We start from the raw sequence: 18,195 nt of genomic DNA on the forward strand, positions 1-18,195 counted from the left end.
TTCATGACTACCTCCGATTCACAACCCGTACGCATCGCGCTCCTCCAGACCGAAGGCTCACCGGGCGACGTCGAGGCGAATCTGCAGGAACTCCGCGAGGCAGCAGAACATGCAGCCCAAGCCGGCGCAGCTTTGCTCCTCACTCCCGAAATGTTCGTGACCGGATACAACATCGGCAGTCAGCTGTCGGCCCTGACCGCTCTCCCCTTGACCGAGTCCGTCGCGGAGGTCGCCCGGGAAACGGGCGTCGCGATTGCCGCCGGCTTGCCCCTCACCACGGACGAGGGCATCGTCAACAGCGTCGCGATCTTCGACCGCCAAGGTCAGCAAATGGCCCGATACGACAAGACTCACCTGTTCGGCGAGCTCGACCGCTCGATGTTCAGTGCGGGTTCAGTTCCCTCTCCCATCATTGATTTCGAGGGCCTCAAGCTCGGAATGCTGATCTGCTACGACGTCGAGTTCCCGGAAAGTGTGCGTTCCCTCGCTCTGCAAGGGGCCGACGTCGTCCTGGTCCCGACCGCGCAGATGGCACCGTATGCATTCATCGCGGAACGCACGATCCCCTCCCGTGCGTGGGAATCCCAGATCTACGTTGCCTACGCAAACCATGTGGGCACCGAAGGGGACCTCACCTACGTGGGTCGAAGCAGCGTGACCGCTCCTGACGGCGAAATCCTGACGATGGCGGGCGAAGAACCGGAACTTCTTTTCGCGGAGCTCGACCCGAAACGCGTCCGGGCCTCCCGGGAGGAGAACCCCTACCTGAACGACCGGCGCCCCGACCTCTACACGACTTGATCCGGCGAGCACCGGATCCCGCCGACTACAGAAAACTGGCTCATGTCCCGTCGACCGAGACCATCTTGTCCCGTTCCTGCCCGCAATGGTGTTTCACCTACCCGCGTCAGACTTCCGGGCGACGGTGAATTCCCGACGATCTCCGCATTCCTCACCGCACGCTTCCCGCCGCACGATCCGAAGGTGACGGACGAGATCTTCGCACGGGGCGACGTCTTGGACCCTGAGGGAAAGCCGTTGGACGTCCGCGCGGCCTTCCGGCCAGGTAGTCACGTGTGGGTCTTCCGACCGCTGCCCGATGAACCGGAATTGCCTTCGGACCTGCCGGTTCTCTACGAGGACGAATACATACTCGCCGTCGACAAGCCTCATTCCCTGCCCGTGACTCCGCGCGGTTCATTCGTCCGACAGACCGCGGTCACGAAATTGCGGGTCGAAACGGACAATGAATTGCTCTCCCCGGTCCACCGGCTCGACCGGTTGACGGCCGGAGTCCTTCTCTTCGCAAAGACCCGTGAGGCGCGTGGTCCGCTCCAGGCGTTGTTCGAACTCCAACGGGTTTCCAAAACGTACGAGCTCATCGCTCCGCTGACTCCACTGACTCCCGACGCCGGTCCACCGGATCTCCCGGTCTATCCGGCTGAACCACGGGTCATGCGCTCCCGCATCGTCAAGGACGCCTCTTCTCTCCAAGCACGCGAGGTTCCCGGTGCCCCGAATGCCCTCACCGGCGTCGTGCTTCTGAAGGAAATCGAGGAAACGGGCTGGGGACTGTACGGCGCCAATCCGCTGTCCGGGAAAACGCACCAGATACGCGTTCATATGAACTCGTTGGGCAGACCGATCTACGGCGACCCTCTGTACCCGCGCGTCCATGAGGACGAGCTGAGGCAGCCCATCGGGAACCTTCGGTTGCTCGCCCGCGAAGTGCTCCTCAAGAACCCGTTCACTCAGGAGTACCTTCGCATCCGCTCAGACCGTACGCTGGATGTCAGTACGATCGCTGATTCCCACTGAATCGAAACCACTATCGACCGGGAGAGACCATGAGCTACGAGAACAGCCCGACCACGCAGAATTCGAGCAACGAACGCCGTCGAGCAACCACGGCATCCCATAATCAGGTCCTCACTGCAACGCAAAAAGACCGAATCGAGCGTGCAAAGCGGGCCGAACGTGCCTCATATTCCGTCAACCGTTTGTTCGTGCACCGTCTCATGGGGGTTCCCGGAACCCTGATCGGGGAACCTTCCTTGCCTCCGGCCAAGGGATTCACGAAAAGGGTGACCGATTGGAACTATTGGTGGCAGGCCCAACTTCTGGACGCCTTCGTCGATTCCGGCGAGCGCGCATTCCACAATGGTCAGAAGACCGAGGCCAAACGTGTGATCGACCAATGCCACCGGCTGCTCCGTGGCATTCGGATCCACAATTTTGGCACGTACGTCAATTCGTACTACGACGACATGGCGTGGCTCGTCCTCGCCGCTCACCGTCTCAATACCTTGTCACGCGAGGTACTGGGGGCCGGATCGGATCCGGCACAGGAGGTGGGCCGGATTCTCTATCCGCAGCTCCGTCAGGCAGTCACGGAGGATCTCGGCGGCGGGGCCTTCTGGTCCAAGGCGGAAGACTTCAAGAACCTCCCGGCATCCGGCCCCATCGCGATCGCTCTGGCCCGGGCAGGGGACCACAAAGCGGCTGCACAGTTGATCGGATGGTTCCGGGAAAACCTGTGGTCTTCGGACAAGGGCTACCTGGACGGGATCAAGCGCGTGCTCCAGAGGGACGGCTCATACGAACGCGTCGTCGAAGAAGCCGCTTTCCCCTACAACCAAGGGCTCGCGATCGGCGCCCATTTGGAGGTTTCGGGCGGAGACGTACGGCATGTGGAGGACATTGTGCGCATCGTCCTCGATCGTTTCACCGCGACGCACGAAGCGGAAAACACTCAATTCCGTATCCTCGATACACGCGGGACAGGCGACGGCGGCCTGTTCGCCGGTATTTTGGCCCGGTACCTTGCCGACGCCGCTGAAGACGCCCGGATAGATCCCAAGGTTCGGCACGCTGTCCGCGAGGTCATCATTGCGACGGCCGAACTCCTCTGGGCCGGGCGCCGCGAATACGACCCCGACCTCCCGCTCAACGAGCCCGGCGTGGACGTGAATGAAATTCGCGGTGATTCCGTGGTCCTCTTCTCCCCCGATGCTTCCCGGCACAGCTCCGAGACACTCGGTGCCGGGGCGAAGGTGGAACTCAGCTCCCAGATCCAGGCATGGACCATTCTCGAAGCCGCGTACCGCTTGGCCTGATACGTCACCTCGCGGTCGTCGAGTTGCCGATGACGCACCGATTCCCACCCCAAACCGGTGCCTCATGGGCGACTAGGCGGCCGGGGATCAGCCAGGAGCTCCGATCACAGTTCAGCGGGTAGCCGAACCCCGCCTTGAAAACCCCTGATGACTAGGCAGCACGCCATTCGGTGAGATAGAACCGAAACATGAGCAGAGTACGCACCCCGGACCCCACGCCCGGCTGGCTTTCGGATGAAGAGCTTGCACAGGCCCGCCAACAATTGCCGATGGTGTACGTCCAGGCAATCCCTGTGACCCTGGATCCCTTGGGATGTGTCAGCGAGATCGGTCTGCTTTTGCGCCCTAACGACGAGGGAAATATGATCAGATCCTTCGTTTCGGGGAGGGTTCACTATCGGGAGACGGTGCGAGCGGCATTGCTCCGCCACCTCGAAAAGGACCTCGGACAATTGGCCATGCCGCAGTTGCCTCCGTCGCTGAACCCCTTCACTATTGCCGAATACTTCCCACATCCTTCCCAGTCAGGGCTGACAGACGACAGGCAGCACGCCGTCGCCCTGTGCTACGTGATACCCGTCAACGGCGATTGCGAGCCCCGCCAGGATGCCCTGCAACTTTCCTGGCTCACACCGGAAGAAGTCCTTCGGGACGAAGTCCAAGAAGAGTTCGAGGGCGGAAGCGGGGACCTCGTCAGACGTGCCCTGGCCTACGCCGGATGGGGACGCTGCTGATGCAGGACACCAGTCGAAAAACGATCGTCATCACTGGGGCTTCCGACGGTATCGGTGCCTCTGCCGCGCGGCGGCTCAGCCATGACGGTCACGAGGTGATCGTTGTCGGGCGTTCGGGGGAGAAGACTCGCGCAGTAGCCGAAGAGATCGGTGCCCGATACTTTCTCGCGGATTTCTCCGATCTGGCACAGGTTCACTCGTTGGCTTCGGACATCGCGGAGTCGACGGACCGCATCGATGTCTTGGCCAACAATGCGGGCGGGATCTTCGGCAAAGGACGCTGGGTCACCACTGACGGGCATGAGATGACCTTCCAGGTCAATTACCTGGCGCAGTTCTACCTCACACAGTTGCTCATGGGTCGGCTCCTGGCTTCGAAAGCGACCGTCGTCAACACTTCGTCGTTCGCGCATAGGATCATGGCCCGCTTTTCCCTCGAAGATTTGGATTCCGAAAAACGCTACGATCCCCGTATCGCGTACGGAAACGCCAAACTCGCGGATTTGTTGCATGCACAGGAACTGTCGCGGCGCTACAACCACCTCGGGCTGGCATCGGCGTCCTTCCACCCGGGCGTGATCAGCAGCAACTTTTCCAGGGATTCGTCCGGCGCGGGAGTTGGTGCCCTGTATCAGGGGCCCATGCAAAAGCTCCTCGCCGGCCCGGAGCAGGGTTCCGATACTCTCGTGTGGCTGGCCGAAGCGGTTCCGGGCGAAGAATTCGGTTCGGGCGGTTATTTCGCCAAACGCAAGCCCGCGACCATGGCACGCACTGCCCAGGACCCGCTCATGGGCCACAAGCTGTGGCAGGCTTCCGAACGCATGATCTCGGACCTTCCCGGCCTGGAATCGTGATTCACTCGGACCATCTAGGATAGGTCGGGTGTCCAACACTGAATTTCCCAATCCCAATTTTCGCTTCGACATCGGCTCGCGCCTGAACGATACGGCGGGCGACGACGCGTCCTCGGCCGCTCTTGACCGTAATAACGGCGGCGAGTTCCTGGGACGAACGGGCGTGATGACGACGCCGCACGGCCAAATCCAGACCCCCGCCTTCATTCCGGTCGGGACCAAAGCAACCGTCAAGGCTGTTCTTCCCGAGGAAATGAAGCAGCTCGGGGCCCAGGCGCTCCTGGCCAACGCTTACCACCTCTTTCTCCAGCCCGGCCCAGACGTGCTCGACGCCGCGGGCGGTCTGGGTGCGTTCATGAATTGGGGCGGACCCACGTTCACCGATTCGGGCGGTTTCCAGGTCATGTCCCTTGGCTCCGGGTTCAAGAAGGTCATCGACATGGGAACCGTCGCGGGAACCATCGGGGCCGACGGACGCCCTGTTGGGGACGACGACGTCGCCTCCGGCAAGGAACGGATGGCCCACGTCGACGAGGACGGCGTGACCTTCAAATCTCATCTCAATGGTGACCTCCACCGTTTCACGCCGGAAGTTTCTATGGGCGTCCAGCATCAGCTCGGCGCCGACGTCATGTTTGCCTTCGACGAGCTAACCACGCTCTACAACTCGCGCGGATACCAGGAAGAAGCGCTGGAAAGAACCCGTCTCTGGGCGTTGCGGTGCATCGCGGAGCATCAACGACTCACCGTTGAGCGTGCCGACAAGCCGTATCAGGCCCTGTTCGGGGTGATCCAAGGAGCCCAGTACGAGGATCTCCGACGCAAAGCATGTCGAGACCTCGGCGACATGGATTTCGACGGCTTCGGCCTCGGAGGCGCTTTGGAAAAAGAGAATCTGGGAACCATTGTGCGCTGGTGCAACGAAGAACTCCCCGAGAACAAACCGCGGCACCTGCTCGGAATCTCGGAACCCGATGACATCTTCGTGGCGATTGAAAATGGCGCCGATACCTTCGATTGTGTTTCACCGACGCGGGTCGCGCGTACTGCTGCGGTCTACTCTCCGGATGGCCGCTTCAACGTGTCCAACGCCAGGTTCAAGAAGGACTTCACACCGATCTACGACGGGTGCGACTGCTATACCTGTGCGAACTACACCAAGGCGTATCTGCATCATCTCTTTAAGGCCAAGGAACGCCTCGCGGCCACGCTGGCCTCAATTCACAATGAGCGTTTCATCGTCCGTATGGTCGATACCGCTCGGGAGACCATCGCCTCGGGCGAATACTTCCAGTATCGTGACGAGTTCCTGGGTCGTTACTATGCGTAGAAAGGCCAAGAATTGAGCATTTTGACCACGGTCCCGAAGGACCAAATCGTTTCCGTCTCCCACGATGTACCGGCTCCGCCCCAGGACGTTTTCGGTGCCTTCATCGACCCGCTCCGCCTCGCGGGCTGGTACGGACCGGAAGGCTGGATCGTGCCGGTCCACACGATTTCGCTCGAACCGAGACCAGGCGGTACTTTTCGCTTGGCCATGGTCAACCACGCACAGCCCAACCAGGCAGTTCCGCTGTATTCCACGTTCGTCAGCGTCGTCGAAGGTGAGCTCATCGAGCATCGGGAGTCTCTTCCCGGTCCCGACGGCGAAGCCACGGACGCGACCGTGCTCCATAGAATCGAATTCCTCTCGCGCGAAGTTGACGGGACCGAGGGTACACGTGTCGTCGTGAGTCAGGGTCCATTGCCGCGAGAGGTCCACGCAACCGTTGTCGCCGGATGGCGCTCGGCTCTCGCCGAGTTGGCTCACGCGATAGTCCAGGAGCGTACGGTCCGCGCCGCGAACTAGCTAGTCGCTCCCCCGACCGCCCGAGGGCCGACGGTGGCCGGCCCGGACCGCGCGCAACTGACGCGTCTCCGGATTCTCGGTTCCGGTAAGGACCCTCCCTTCGAAATCGCCGGGGTCCTCATCCTCATATTGTTGCGCTTCGGCCAGCTCTACCGCGGCGTTCTTCCGTTTCAAGTGCTGCACGTACAGGTGTCCCCCGGTGTAGAGCAGTACCCCGATGACGAGCCAGACAAGCTCCAAGATGATGTCGCCCCTGATCGAGGCGTCCGGCAGATACACCTGGAGACGGATCGCGCCGAGAGCAGCGGAACTGGGCACCACATGATTGAGCACCGTGTAGATCGGTGGGGCCATATCCAAGGGCAGGAGCAGGCCGGAGCTGGGCACGCCACACATGATGAACAGCGGCAGCGATATCAGCATCACGGAATTTCGAAGGAAAAGCGCCCCACCGAGCGTGAAGAACTGGATGGTCAGCGAGGTCAGGAACAGTATTCCCCAAACGGTCCACGGTGCACCAGGATCCAGGAAATGAACCACGTGCACCGAGATCACGTATTGCAGGAACGTGTTCGCCGCGGCCACGCCGATGACCCACGCGACGCGCCTGAACCAGTGCCACCCGCGCCCGACCAGCCCGATCATCATTCCGGCCAAGTTGGAACCGACTATTCCGCCCATTCCGAGGTACATCATCGACATGCCGAATTTGTCGTTATCGCTCGTCGGGGCCAAGTCCACCTGTTGCATCTGCTGACCGTTGGCGAGAGTTCCGAAGAGTTTTTTGACGGTTGTCTCAGCTTGCATACCGTTTCCGGTGGCCACATACAACACCGACGAGGCAGGATCGTTCCGTTCTGAAACATCCCCTGCTGCCGAAGCGGGCACGAATGCCGCGCGGGCTTTGTTCTCCTTGACGTCCTGACGCGCCTCGTCGGCGTCGTGGACCGTATTGACCTCGTACTGATCAGTTGGCAGCTGCTTCATGGTTTGGGCCAGCGCTTCGGATGACTGGTCGGCCACGACGACGTCGAGCTTCATATGATTCGGCGAGGGTGCGTGCACCAAACCGATATACATGAGAGGCAGAGCTATCAGAACGATGACGGGCAGCTTGAACGCATGGATCAGTCCTCGGCGGTTCTGCATCTGCTCTTCGCTGACCGAACGACGGCTACCGAAGTAGTAACGGAATCCTGGTGAAGAATAGCCGCGGCTGACGTGGCGGGAAACCCCTGCCGGAATCTCGCTGTCGCTCTTCTGCTCGAAGTCGAGAGCGTCCGGGTCCGACGGCCGGGGCTTTTTCAGGAAAGAGACCGCCAGCAGAATCAGCGCGAGGAAGAACCAGAACATCAACGTGATGATGTAACTGCTCAACGGCGCATTCGGGAAGTAGAGAATCCGCCGTAAGGCTTCCATCAGTGCAGGAGTGGGCAGGATCTTGTGCAACCCCTGAAATACTGGTGGAACCAGCTCGATAGCCATACCCGCGCCGGAGGCGGGTATCCCGAGAAGCACCAAGAGGAACATCGTCGGCAGGGCCATGTACAGCCCGATGAGTCTGAGCCCGCCGGTGTGGAAGAGCATGACCGTGAAGGACATGAACGCGAGCAAGCAGTATACCGGGAGCCCATGCTCGGTGAATGCCCCATGAATTGCGTAAGCGATGAACATCGGAACCGTAGCGATGAACAACGCCATGATCCCCATGATCGAGATCGAAACCTTGGCGCTGAGCTTGGCCAGGTTGCTTCTCAGCCCGACTGCCGCCATGAAGCTCGCCAAAAGGACTGGGAGGCCCATGAACATCAACGATGTCCCCATCCCGTCATTCGGCGGAGGTGGGACCAGGTCCTGGACCGTGGGCTCCGGAACATCCTTGGGGCTGTCATATTGGCCCGACTGTGTCAGAACCTGCGGCGCCGCCTTGGTGAAATACGCTTCCGCGAATTGAGCGGCAGTGGATGCGCCCATGGTGGCGACGTACTCGGTATTGGTCTGCGGATCCCACGCGGCGCGGATCTGAAGGGACTGGATCTGCTCCTTGGCCTCATCCACCGAGCCGACCGCTGAGACCTCGTAGGAGGCCCCCGCGGTCGCATTGAGCTTGGTCGCCATCTGTTCTGTCTTCGCATCCGAACCAATGACCGCGACTTTGAGACCGTGCGGGGACGGCGAATGCATGCTGAACCCGTAGACCAGCGGAAACATGATGGTCATGAACAACGGCAGGACAATCGAGAACTTCAGGACCTTGGAGGCACCTTTTCTCAATCCGCCTGCGTTGAGGCGTCTGCGTCGGGATGTCATGAGACCTTCTTCTTGCGTTGGCTACTACGGAGAATCGGCATGGCCTGCGTGTCAGCAGCGCGCTCGGCCGGAGTGCGAGTGACCAGGATGAGAACGAATCCGACGGCCGCGCCGATGGCGGTTTCTGCCATGCGCGCGGTCAGGATTTCCGTGGGCGAGGCAGGGTGGCCCATTTGAACCATCATGAGAGCCAAAGGCGTCACGAAAAGCATCGCAAACGCATAATTCCTCATGACAAACGCCTCGGCCAGGAACTGGAAAACCACCACATACACGGCCATATGCCATTGCTGCAGTCCCGTCGACAGCAGGAAGGCCGTGATCAGGATGCCGCCGAACGTCCCGATGATGCGCTGGACGCATTTGTGCAAACGGGCCGTCACGCTCGGGGCAGCGATGGGTGCCACTGCGGCAACCATCGCCCAATATGCGTGGGTCAGCCCCGAGAGTTCCCCCAGGATCCCCGCGATGGCTGCAGCGCAGAAAAAGAGCAGGCCACGCCGGAAAACCTGCGGCGTGGTCTGGCCGTGGTGCGTGGGAACGGGGGCCACGGGCCCTCGACGTCCTTCGCCCAGGAAAGTACCGGCCATGCCGGCGAGAATGGACCACATCGCCGCGCCGACCGCGGCGAGAAGTGCCAAAAGCACGGGCGGCGTCGTCGGCATCGAACCCACTGCGCCCGAAGCGAAGATGAAGAACAACCCTCCGGGCGGCCGCAGGGTGAGGATCAAGCACGCCATGGCGCACAAGCCGCCGACCAACGCACAAACCACAATCACGACCCATGGGCCAGGTTGTATAGAGGCGAGCGCAAGGCCGACGGCAATCGACCCGATCAGCAGGGCCGCGGCCTCGCATTGGTGGCGGAAACGATCCCAGAAGGGTTCCTGACGCGCGTAGAGCGAAGTGAACGCACCGAATGACGCGTAAATCGTGAGATCGACACGCCCTACGAGAAGCAGTACCACCAGTGGAACAGCCACGCTTGCTGCAATTCGCATCGCCGGAATGTGATCCGAGGTCGAGGGGGCGAACGAAATGATCTCGCGCAAATGGCCGTTGGTCACTGTGAGATGGGCTCCTCAAGGGGTTGAAAACGGTGGTCGTGGACGACCCGAAGGGTCGAACTGGGAAGCAACGGGCCTGTCGCCGGACGCTCCAAGGTTCCGTAATCTTGGCGAAGGGGTGGTTCCCGTCAGGTAGCTGACAAGCTACACCTTGCTTAATACTAAACCTCTTCTCTCCAGGCGCGACCCGGGCCTTGTAACTTTGTTTGTATGACCGCGCGCACCCGAATCCACGACGACCCGATTGAGCTGTGGCGTTCCGTCGCCCAACTCAGTCCTCGGGTTTTGCCGAGGCCTCGGGCATCGGAGCGGGCCTCCACAGTCAAGGATTACCTGTCAGGGCACCATCTTCCGTGGGAACCCGCCGCCGGTCACGTCAGCCATGGCAAGGACCGCACCTGGCGCCACGTCGTCTTCGCCGGCCTGGTCCAATACCGCCGCCTCATGACGTTTACGGGCCTCGTCTCCGACGACGCCGCCCATACCGCTGAACTCACGGCGCTCTTCGCAGCCCGCGTGACCGAGGACGGCCGACTCCTTGCGGAAAGTCTCGAATTGTCCCGTGCGGCCTGGGCAGCGGCCGTACTCGGGCGACAAGCAGACGTGCCGACTTTGTTCGCAGACGCGGCCGAGCAATGGAGGGCCGGTGCCGTCGATGTGCTCCGCGAACGCCGCGTACAGATGTACGGCGTGCGGTACCACCGGATTACGGACGACATCGAGCGGGATCACCCGCTGGACCGGGCCGACATAACGCAAATTATCAAGTACACACGTAATTGGCTCGGCCTTCAGGCCTTGTTCCCGGATAAGCCGAAGAACCTTCCCATACGCATTGCGAGCACTCTGGTTCCGCCGGTCAACTCGGTGGGAGACACGTCTATACTGAACCACCCCGCCGCGGAGGACCTCGACCTCGCAACGGACACCACAAGATTCCGTCAGGCCGCTGCGGGGCTCCTCGGGGTGGATGCCGCGGAATCCTTCGAAGATGTCACAGAATCCCGGGAGATTCTCTACTATGCGCTGGCCCCGCAGATGATCCCCGAAGGAACCTTCCACCTGGATCGTCCAACCGCAGCCACACAATTTGCCATCAACGCAGCCCTCAACGAGCTGTCGCACGCGGAAGGGCTCTGGTGCTGCCCACGACGGACTGCCGCCGGGGCTCCGGATCCGACGTGGACTGATGACATGTTGGCTGGTTTCGTGACTCGGCGCGCGGTTGCGATGGCGAACATTCCTGACCCCGCAGAGCTGTTCGACCCTGAGCCCCTGACGTGGTCCGGGAGCCGTCAGATCTTCGTACCTCACCCCGATCTGGCGCAATTCGAGATCCTGCGGTCCTCACCTCTCCTTGATCACGCGGATGGTACCGACACGGGATCGTATTCGGGCGTTCAAGGCTGTCAGAGGGCTCGGACTGATCACCTTGTTTTCGCCCCGGGGGTCTCCCCTGCACAGGTTCGGTTGTTGCCGGGTATGGAAGACGGCGAACCATATCGAGAGTTTACGAAAGACCAGAACGTGGAAGCCGTCCACGCGATCGACTCCGTGCTCAACACCCTGGGGCATCTTTCGCCTCACATGACGCCAGAGGACTACGAGCTCTGGGATGAAACCGCCGAGGCCGTCTTGGCGAGCGTCGAACGAGTCCACACCCTGCTCCGAGAACGGCAACGCTTTCACGAAGTGGTTCCCATGCTGCTGCGCAACGAAGAGGTGGTCACGGATATCGCGGAAGCACTCGCCGAATCCTCGGGCGGGATCGCGGAGAAGGAAGAAGAGTTGGCGCGGCTGACTCAACTGCACGACGCCGCTCGAGCGTGCTCCATGGAGTTCAGCGATGCGATTGCCACGCACCTGAGGGACGAGCCGAGAATGATTTCGCGCCTTGCGACTTTCGGCCGTGTGCGCGTGCCTTGGCGGGAGCGTCTGTCACAGCTTCGCCGCAGCCAAAGCATCGCCCAAGCTGAGGAACAGGACGCACAGGCGAAGGTGGACGGGGTGCACAGAGAACTTCGGCAACTTCGGGCCGCCCACGAAGCGCTGCGCGATGACCTCAGAGAAAACAAGGCCTCCGTTCGATCGCTCAGAGACGAGCTGGCCAGTTATCGATACCCTGATCAGGCGATCGATCAGGAATGGCTCGCGGGTGACTGGCAGGAAACCGGCGCCTTGGCTCCGTGGCTCGACTCCGAGATCCAACAGGCACGGTACGAGGCATTCCGGGCTGCACTGCGTATGCATTCGATGGCCATCCAGGGCTTGCCCACGGAATTCCGCGCCGGTCTGTTGGCCGCTCGAGATCTTCTGAGCGGACACCCCAGTGGCGACTCCACTGCTGTTTACGCCGCATGGCAGGTCTTGTGTCTGGTTTTTCCCCAGGTCAGCATTCAAGCCGAATTCTTGCCCGGAATATGCCGCAGTTTGGGTGACCATCGGTTGGGTTGGATTCTCTATTCCGATTCCGCCCGCCTGCGACCTGGCGTCGCGTACGCCGGTATGCTGCATGCCCAGCGGGCAATACTCTTTGCGGACAAGAGCGACGATGCTGCTGCCGCGAACCAAATCGCCGGGAGCGGAATCGCCTCGACAACGGCGGAACACAGCTCTTCTCCGTACATGGTTCCGCCGGACACTGCGCAGATTGCCTTGGCGAAGGCCAACGCGTGTTCCGTCGATTGGGCGCCGTCGCGAACCAATGCCTACGAGCTTGCCCTCGCGGCGTCGAGATATTCGGGATAAGTCTACCGCGACACTCGGAGGGGGTAGGAGCTCTCATCGTGGTGCTGGCCAGCGGTTACACCGGTAAAATCGAACTTGCGCGCCGGCTCCCGACCAAGAGGTCGACGCGTGCGATCATCGTCCCGCGCCAGAAAGATTCTCCATGGAAAGTACCGGCCAGCCGTACCTGCGGGCCTTTTACGATGACGTGCCTGGCCCGTGGCGTTCTGTGCTGAGCCATCTGCCGCTGTATTGCGCCGGTCTTCTGGTGATGTGGACCCTTGGGATTCTCAACAGATTTTCCGGTGCCCAGTCAGTCTCGGCTCCGGCACTTCGATCCGTGACCCCGACCATTACCTTCGTGGCCTGGCTCGTGCTGTTGATCTACACGGCTTTTCTGATCCTGGTCGCGGTGAGACCGCGCGCGTCGGGCAGGCAGCCCCTCAGCTTGCAACGGCGCCTGGCTAGAACGGTAGCGCCCACGGCCCAAACGTCACTGGTCATGGGCATCATCCAGGGCGGCGAAGTTGTCATAGGCAACATCTGGCGCGGGCCCGCCCCTCATTTCGGCGACCTCTGGTTGACCGCGTTGTTTTACGCGCTGGAAGCAACGATTGGAGTTGCGGCCTTCTGTATGCTGTTCGCGACCATCGCGGTTGCCCTTTCTCCGATCATGCGAGGTTGGTGGACATATGCGCTCGGCGCGTGGGTCGTTTATGGCGTCATCGACCGGTTTCAGAGGTACGCAACCTTTGTGCCGTTTCCTTGGACAAACGGGTCCGTGTTCCATTCGGGGCTGGACTTCGGCAAGTCCGCCGCGACCAATGTATTCATTAATGGATTTCCCGGTAATTACATTTCCTCCGGTGCGGAATCGACCGATGCACAACCTCCTTACACGAACATTGATGTTCACAATATTTGGATCAACGTGGGAATCGTTCTGGTGTGCGCTGCCTTCCTGACGGTCACTGCGCTGGTTTCCTCGTCGCGCACTCGGGCGGAATTGAGGCGATCGGGTGGCCCTCCGCGTACCGGAGCATCTTCTTTCAGCAGGACTTCGCCTGGCGAAATATACGCAGACGAGAGCAGTCTCATTCCTTGGGACCATGACGAGGCCCCGCCCTCCTCCCGTAGACTTGGCCCGTGAATTACTCGCTCCTGAACGTCCCCGGTTTGCCGCCCTGGGTCGATACAACGCTGGTGGTCATCGATTTGTTGATCCGCGTTGTTGCCCTGTGCTGGATCCCGTACAATCGAAAGCCGTCCGTGGCGCTGGGATGGCTCATGGCAATTTTCCTCATCCCTTACGTAGGAATTGTGGCGTTCTTGATCATCGGGTCAACGTATCTGCCTCGTGGACGACGTGAACGCCAAACCCACATGAATGAGATCATTCGTGAGCAAATCGGTGACCAACCTATCTTGGGAGACACCTCGGGGTTGCGGGAACCGGATTTGTCCTCCGCTAAGCTGAACTACAAACTCGGCTCTCTGCCGATGGCAGGCGGCAATCGCCTGGAGTTTCTTCGTGACAACCACGAGTCCATGCGCCTGATGGCCGATGCCGTCGACCAGGCCAAGGAATACGTTCATTTCGAGTTTTACATCGTCGCGTACGACGAAACGAGCGCGCCCCTTTTGGACTCTCTATTCCGTGCGCATCGCCGCGGGGTCAAGGTACACATTCTAGTGGACCAGCTCGGCTCTGCGGGCTACCCGGGCTACAGCAAGCTGGTGAAAATGCTGGACGATTCGGGCATCTCTTGGCGTAGGTCCCTGCCCATTCGTCCGTGGCGCGGCGAATATCAACGACCTGATCTGCGGAACCACCGCAAGATCCTGGTCATCGACGGGGATATTGCGTTCTCCGGCTCGCAGAACATCATCAACCGGTCCTACAACAAGCGTGCCAATCTCCGGAAGGGCCTGGCCTGGAAGGACCTGATGCTCCGCCTTGAGGGCCCCATGGTCGACGAGCTCAACGCGCTCTTCATCTCCGACTGGTATTCCGAGACGGGCGACCTCCTGCTCGATGAGGTGGACCAGGAGTTGCCGGCCGTGGATTCCGGGGTCCGGGCCCAGGTGGTTCCTTCGGGGCCCGGGTTTGAAACCGAAAACAATCTGCGCCTCATCAATCATTTGATCTACAACGCGGAACGCCGGATCGTCATCTGCAGCCCCTATTTTGTGCCGGACGACTCCCTCAAAATGGGGCTCACAACTGCCGCACAGTCCGGCATCGAGATCCACCTGATCGTGTGCGAGAAAGGTGATCAGTTCTTCCCGCACTTCGGCCAGCGGTCTTATTACGAGGCCCTCTTGGAGAGTGGAATCAACATTCACCTCTACCCGGCGCCCACCGTCCTGCATTCGAAATTCATGATTATCGACGACGACGTCGCCTTTATCGGTTCGTCGAATATGGACCAGCGGTCATTTGCCCTGAACCTTGAGGTATCGCTGTTGATCCTGGACAAGGAGGTCACGGCGGAGCTCCAGGAGATCGCGGATGACTACCTCGAGACCAGCTTCGGGATCGACTACGACGAATGGAAGAAGCGGCCGCTGCGCATGAAGGCGTTGGAGAACGTGTGCCGTTTGACTTCGGGTCTTCTGTAGCTCCCGATCGATGCGGGGAGTCTAAAGCGAGCTGTCAGTCCAGCTGACCGTGCCGCCAGGCGCTTGCGGAGGATTCGAGCTCTTCGGCCGTGGTGATCAGTCGGCGGGAAGCCTTGGTGAGCCGATTCCCTTGAGCAGTGGATCCGGGAGAAGAGACGAATTCCCCGGCACGCAGATGCCCCTCAGCTCCGACGGGCTCGACTGCGACGTCGGCGCGGTCCGCGGCAACGGCTTGGCCAAGGGCGACGACGCGGCAGAACGCGCCAAATCGTTCCAAGGCGACGTCGAATTCCCCCGTATACGCACCGGTGAGAATCGCGTCGATGGTCTGGCATACTTCCTCGGCTTTCGGAGGATCGGCGACGCCTGCCACCACGCGAGAGACTTGGGCCGTATCCTGTCCCAAATGATAATGGCGACTGATGTTTTCGGGGCTCTGCCGGACAGCGTCTCGGAGAGCGTAAATTCGCCACAATGCGCCGGGCAGAGAGACGCCGGGGGCTTCCGCCCACATTTCGGCGATCGCTTCTAGCCCATAGTGATCAGTGAATTCTACGAGCCTTTCGGTCACGGCGGGGTCGCTGTTCGCACGGCCTTGGGTCAACAGGGCCCAAGCCGATGAGTGAGCAGCCTGGGATATGACCTCGGGGTCCGCTCCTCCGGCGAGGTGCTCGAATATCCCCGGGGAGAACTTGACGGGGCTATGGTGCCTTGATGGCTGGCTCGATCCTGACATGCGCCCAGTCTAGGCTTCCGAGCGGTTGCGTGACCGTGCAGATTCTCACGGTTCGCCACACGGAAACGCGGTCCTGACCCGACGACGCCGCGCGATAACATTTTGATGTAAGGGTGATTACATCGGTTAGATCGAGACCGCTTGGTGTTGTAGACTAGATGAGCTTGAGTCAAGCGCGTGTTGACCGCGTCCGACTCAGGTGGGCGCCTTTAGCTCAGTTGGTAGAGCATCGGACTTTTAATCCGTGGGTCGTGGGTTCGAGCCCCACAGGGCGCACTGTTTTTGAATCCCGTCCCGGCCTGTGCCGGGGCGGGATTTTTGTCGCCTATGACGGGCCTCGGCCCGGATGTCCGCTACTAGTGAATGACCGTGGGGCCACGCTACGCACATTGCTTGCCGCATCTACAGCTGGCATCCTATGCCCGCCCCGCTGGATGCATTCGGCCCCCTTGACTGTCAATCAGAACCTCATCGATGACGAATGCTGCTTCCGACCGAGGAAGATTTTAAGGACCCTGGGATACAACGACAGCCAGGCAAAAGACCGTTCAAGCTGACACCGGATGATCGACACGCGTTTGCTTGTTTCCACTCAGGCAGTCGCGAAGCGGGTGAGAACGGCATCGGGCCGCACACCGGGCAACACAGCCCGGAAAATCCTGTAGTACCCCAGCTCCTCCTTGCTCCGGATCTGTGGGGCACCTTCACGGTTCACCTCGGCCATGAAATCATCGTCGGCGATATCAGAACCCACGGTGTCGAGGAGGTCCTGTGCGCCGCTTCCTGCGCCGAATTGCTCTTTGCGCCGCCATAACAAGTGATCCGGGAGCCAACCGTCGAAGGCGCGGCGAAGGTGGCCTTTCTCCATCCCGTCCGCCTCGAGGGCTTTTACCCATGTCGGAAGTGACATCGAGTGCTCGATGACCTCCCGGTCCAGGAACGGCACACGAGCCTCCAATCCGTGGGCCATCGTGATGCGATCGCACCGCTGCAGGTTCAAACCGTGAAGGCTCTCGATCGTGCGTCGCAGCTCCCCATCAAGGTCATCGGGATCATCGAATTCTTCATGGTAGTAGCCGTAGCCCGCAAACAACTCGTCCGCGCCTTCTCCGGTGAGAACCGCCTTGACGTGCTGGGAGGCCAGTTGGGACAAAAACCAATTGGGCACGGCGCTGCGGACAAGACTCGCATCGAATGACTCGATGGACCCGACAACGACGCCGAGAATCTCACGGACTTCACTTTCAGCGAGGAGAGCCTCGTGGTGCTCGGTACCCAAGAACGCCGCGGTCTCACGGGCGGCCAACAGATCCGGCGATCCTTCGGTTCCCACCGCGAAAGTCTTGAGGTGGCGCCCTTGCCGCGCATACTCTTCGGCGGCCACCGCGGCGACCAACCCGGAGTCGAGGCCACCGGACAGGAAGACGCCGACATCGACATCGGCCATCAGATGTCGGCGTACGGAATCGGAGACGACGTCGAAAGTGGCCTTCTCCAAAGCCGCAGGCGATGCTTCACTCCGTTTCGCTTCCTCTTCTCTAGTGGGGACCGCGTACGCGAAACGTTGTAGGCCGTCCTCCGGCGTCCACCAGAAACCTGGCGGGAAGATCTCGGCGGCCGGTTGGACGTCAGGGGCGAAGGCTCGGAGTTCTGAAGCGAAGTGCACGCCCATTTCGGTGCGCGCCCAGTAGAGCGGTTTGATTCCAACGGCGTCGCGGGCGGCCACGAAGCGTCCGTCCTCGGTCGCTGCGCACAGGGCCCACATTCCACGTAGCCGCCCCAGCTCTCCGGGACCAAAGGTTCTCAAGACAGCGAGCGCCGCAGCGGAATCGGAAAGGGAATCGAATGCTTCGGGCATCTCCCCGCGCAATTCTTTGTGATTGTAGATCTCACCATTGCACACCAGCGACCAGTCGCCACTCCCGCGAGTGCCACCGAGGGGCTGGTGCCCCATCTCCAGGTCGACGATCGAAAGGCGACGGTGACCGAGCCAGGCTTTGCGACCGACTTGTCGAACACCTTTGTCATCGGGACCTCGGTGCGCCAACCGGTCGAGGGCCCCCTCGGCTTCTGTGGCGAGCTGAAGATTGATGTCTTTTGCATCATGGAAGATGCCTACGATTCCGCACATGAGTTAGACCGTAGGCGGTCGCGTTCCTAAACAACAACGCTCGTTGCTC

Annotated in this window: 14 protein-coding genes and 1 tRNA gene; 11 read left to right on the forward strand and 4 right to left on the reverse strand. The window is 60.8% G+C overall.

What is annotated here, in order from left to right; translation table 11 throughout:
• Positions 1–3 precede the first annotated feature (3 nt).
• The 7 genes from sake_RS10955 (at position 4) to sake_RS10985 (ending at position 6,553) form a co-directional block, all read left to right on the forward strand.
• Positions 4–801: a carbon-nitrogen hydrolase family protein gene (locus tag sake_RS10955; protein WP_129360489.1), complete on the forward strand. Its 798-nt coding sequence runs from the start codon at positions 4–6 to the stop codon at positions 799–801.
• 183 nt (positions 802–984) lie between these two features.
• Entirely contained in the window at positions 985–1,818 is an 834-nt protein-coding gene (locus sake_RS10960; RefSeq protein WP_238147690.1) for a pseudouridine synthase, read from the forward strand.
• A 29-nt stretch (positions 1,819–1,847) separates the two neighbouring features.
• Entirely contained in the window at positions 1,848–3,116 is a 1,269-nt protein-coding gene (locus sake_RS10965; RefSeq protein WP_178946037.1) for a glycoside hydrolase family 76 protein, read from the forward strand.
• Positions 3,117–3,304: 188 nt separating this feature from the next.
• Positions 3,305–3,850 (forward strand): NUDIX hydrolase family protein, encoded by a 546-nt coding sequence (locus tag sake_RS10970; protein WP_129360486.1) that lies wholly within the window; start codon positions 3,305–3,307, stop codon positions 3,848–3,850.
• Positions 3,850–4,704: an SDR family NAD(P)-dependent oxidoreductase gene (locus sake_RS10975; protein ID WP_129360485.1), complete on the forward strand. Its 855-nt coding sequence runs from the start codon at positions 3,850–3,852 to the stop codon at positions 4,702–4,704. The genes sake_RS10970 and sake_RS10975 overlap by 1 nt, the downstream gene beginning before the upstream one ends.
• Positions 4,705–4,732: 28 nt before the next feature.
• Positions 4,733–6,034, forward strand: coding sequence for a tRNA guanosine(34) transglycosylase Tgt (gene tgt / locus sake_RS10980; RefSeq protein ID WP_129360484.1), 1,302 nt, complete (start codon positions 4,733–4,735; stop codon positions 6,032–6,034).
• A gap of 12 nt (positions 6,035–6,046) precedes the next feature.
• Positions 6,047–6,553, forward strand: a complete 507-nt coding sequence (locus sake_RS10985; RefSeq protein ID WP_129661194.1) for an SRPBCC domain-containing protein — start codon at positions 6,047–6,049, stop codon at positions 6,551–6,553.
• Here sake_RS10985 and sake_RS10990 read toward each other — a convergent pair whose 3' ends face one another.
• Positions 6,554–8,863, reverse strand: a complete 2,310-nt coding sequence (locus sake_RS10990; protein WP_178946038.1) for an ABC transporter permease — start codon at positions 8,861–8,863, stop codon at positions 6,554–6,556.
• On the reverse strand, positions 8,860–9,930 hold the full coding sequence (locus sake_RS10995; protein WP_129360481.1) for an FUSC family protein: 1,071 nt from the start codon (positions 9,928–9,930) through the stop codon (positions 8,860–8,862). The genes sake_RS10990 and sake_RS10995 overlap by 4 nt, the downstream gene beginning before the upstream one ends.
• A 210-nt stretch (positions 9,931–10,140) precedes the next feature.
• On the opposite strand from sake_RS10995, the gene sake_RS11000 reads away from it, so the two are divergent.
• The 3 genes from sake_RS11000 to cls all read left to right on the forward strand — a co-directional run bounded on the left by sake_RS11000 (position 10,141) and on the right by cls (position 15,279).
• Positions 10,141–12,678, forward strand: a complete 2,538-nt coding sequence (locus sake_RS11000) for a hypothetical protein (protein WP_178946039.1) — start codon at positions 10,141–10,143, stop codon at positions 12,676–12,678.
• 142 nt (positions 12,679–12,820) lie between these two features.
• On the forward strand, positions 12,821–13,807 hold the full coding sequence (locus tag sake_RS11005; protein ID WP_129360479.1) for a hypothetical protein: 987 nt from the start codon (positions 12,821–12,823) through the stop codon (positions 13,805–13,807).
• The gene (cls, locus tag sake_RS11010; protein ID WP_178946040.1) at positions 13,804–15,279 is read left to right on the forward strand and encodes a cardiolipin synthase; all 1,476 of its coding nucleotides are present in this window, start codon (positions 13,804–13,806) and stop codon (positions 15,277–15,279) included. The genes sake_RS11005 and cls overlap by 4 nt, the downstream gene beginning before the upstream one ends.
• 34 nt (positions 15,280–15,313) lie before the next feature.
• Here cls and sake_RS11015 read toward each other — a convergent pair whose 3' ends face one another.
• Positions 15,314–16,015, reverse strand: coding sequence for a hypothetical protein (locus sake_RS11015; RefSeq protein WP_129360477.1), 702 nt, complete (start codon positions 16,013–16,015; stop codon positions 15,314–15,316).
• A 203-nt stretch (positions 16,016–16,218) separates the two neighbouring features.
• Between sake_RS11015 and sake_RS11020 the strand changes: the two genes are divergently transcribed.
• Positions 16,219–16,291 (forward strand) — tRNA-Lys (locus sake_RS11020).
• Between the two features lie 316 nt (positions 16,292–16,607).
• Here the strand turns inward: sake_RS11020 and asnB are convergent.
• Positions 16,608–18,146 carry an asparagine synthase (glutamine-hydrolyzing) gene (asnB, locus tag sake_RS11025; protein ID WP_178946041.1) on the reverse strand — a complete coding sequence of 513 codons (1,539 nt, stop codon included), beginning with the start codon at positions 18,144–18,146 and terminating at the stop codon, positions 16,608–16,610.
• Positions 18,147–18,195: the final 49 nt, after the last annotated feature.

This window comes from Kocuria sp. TGY1127_2, assembly GCF_013394385.1.
In the GTDB taxonomy this organism is placed as follows: Bacteria; Actinomycetota; Actinomycetes; order Actinomycetales; family Micrococcaceae; genus Rothia.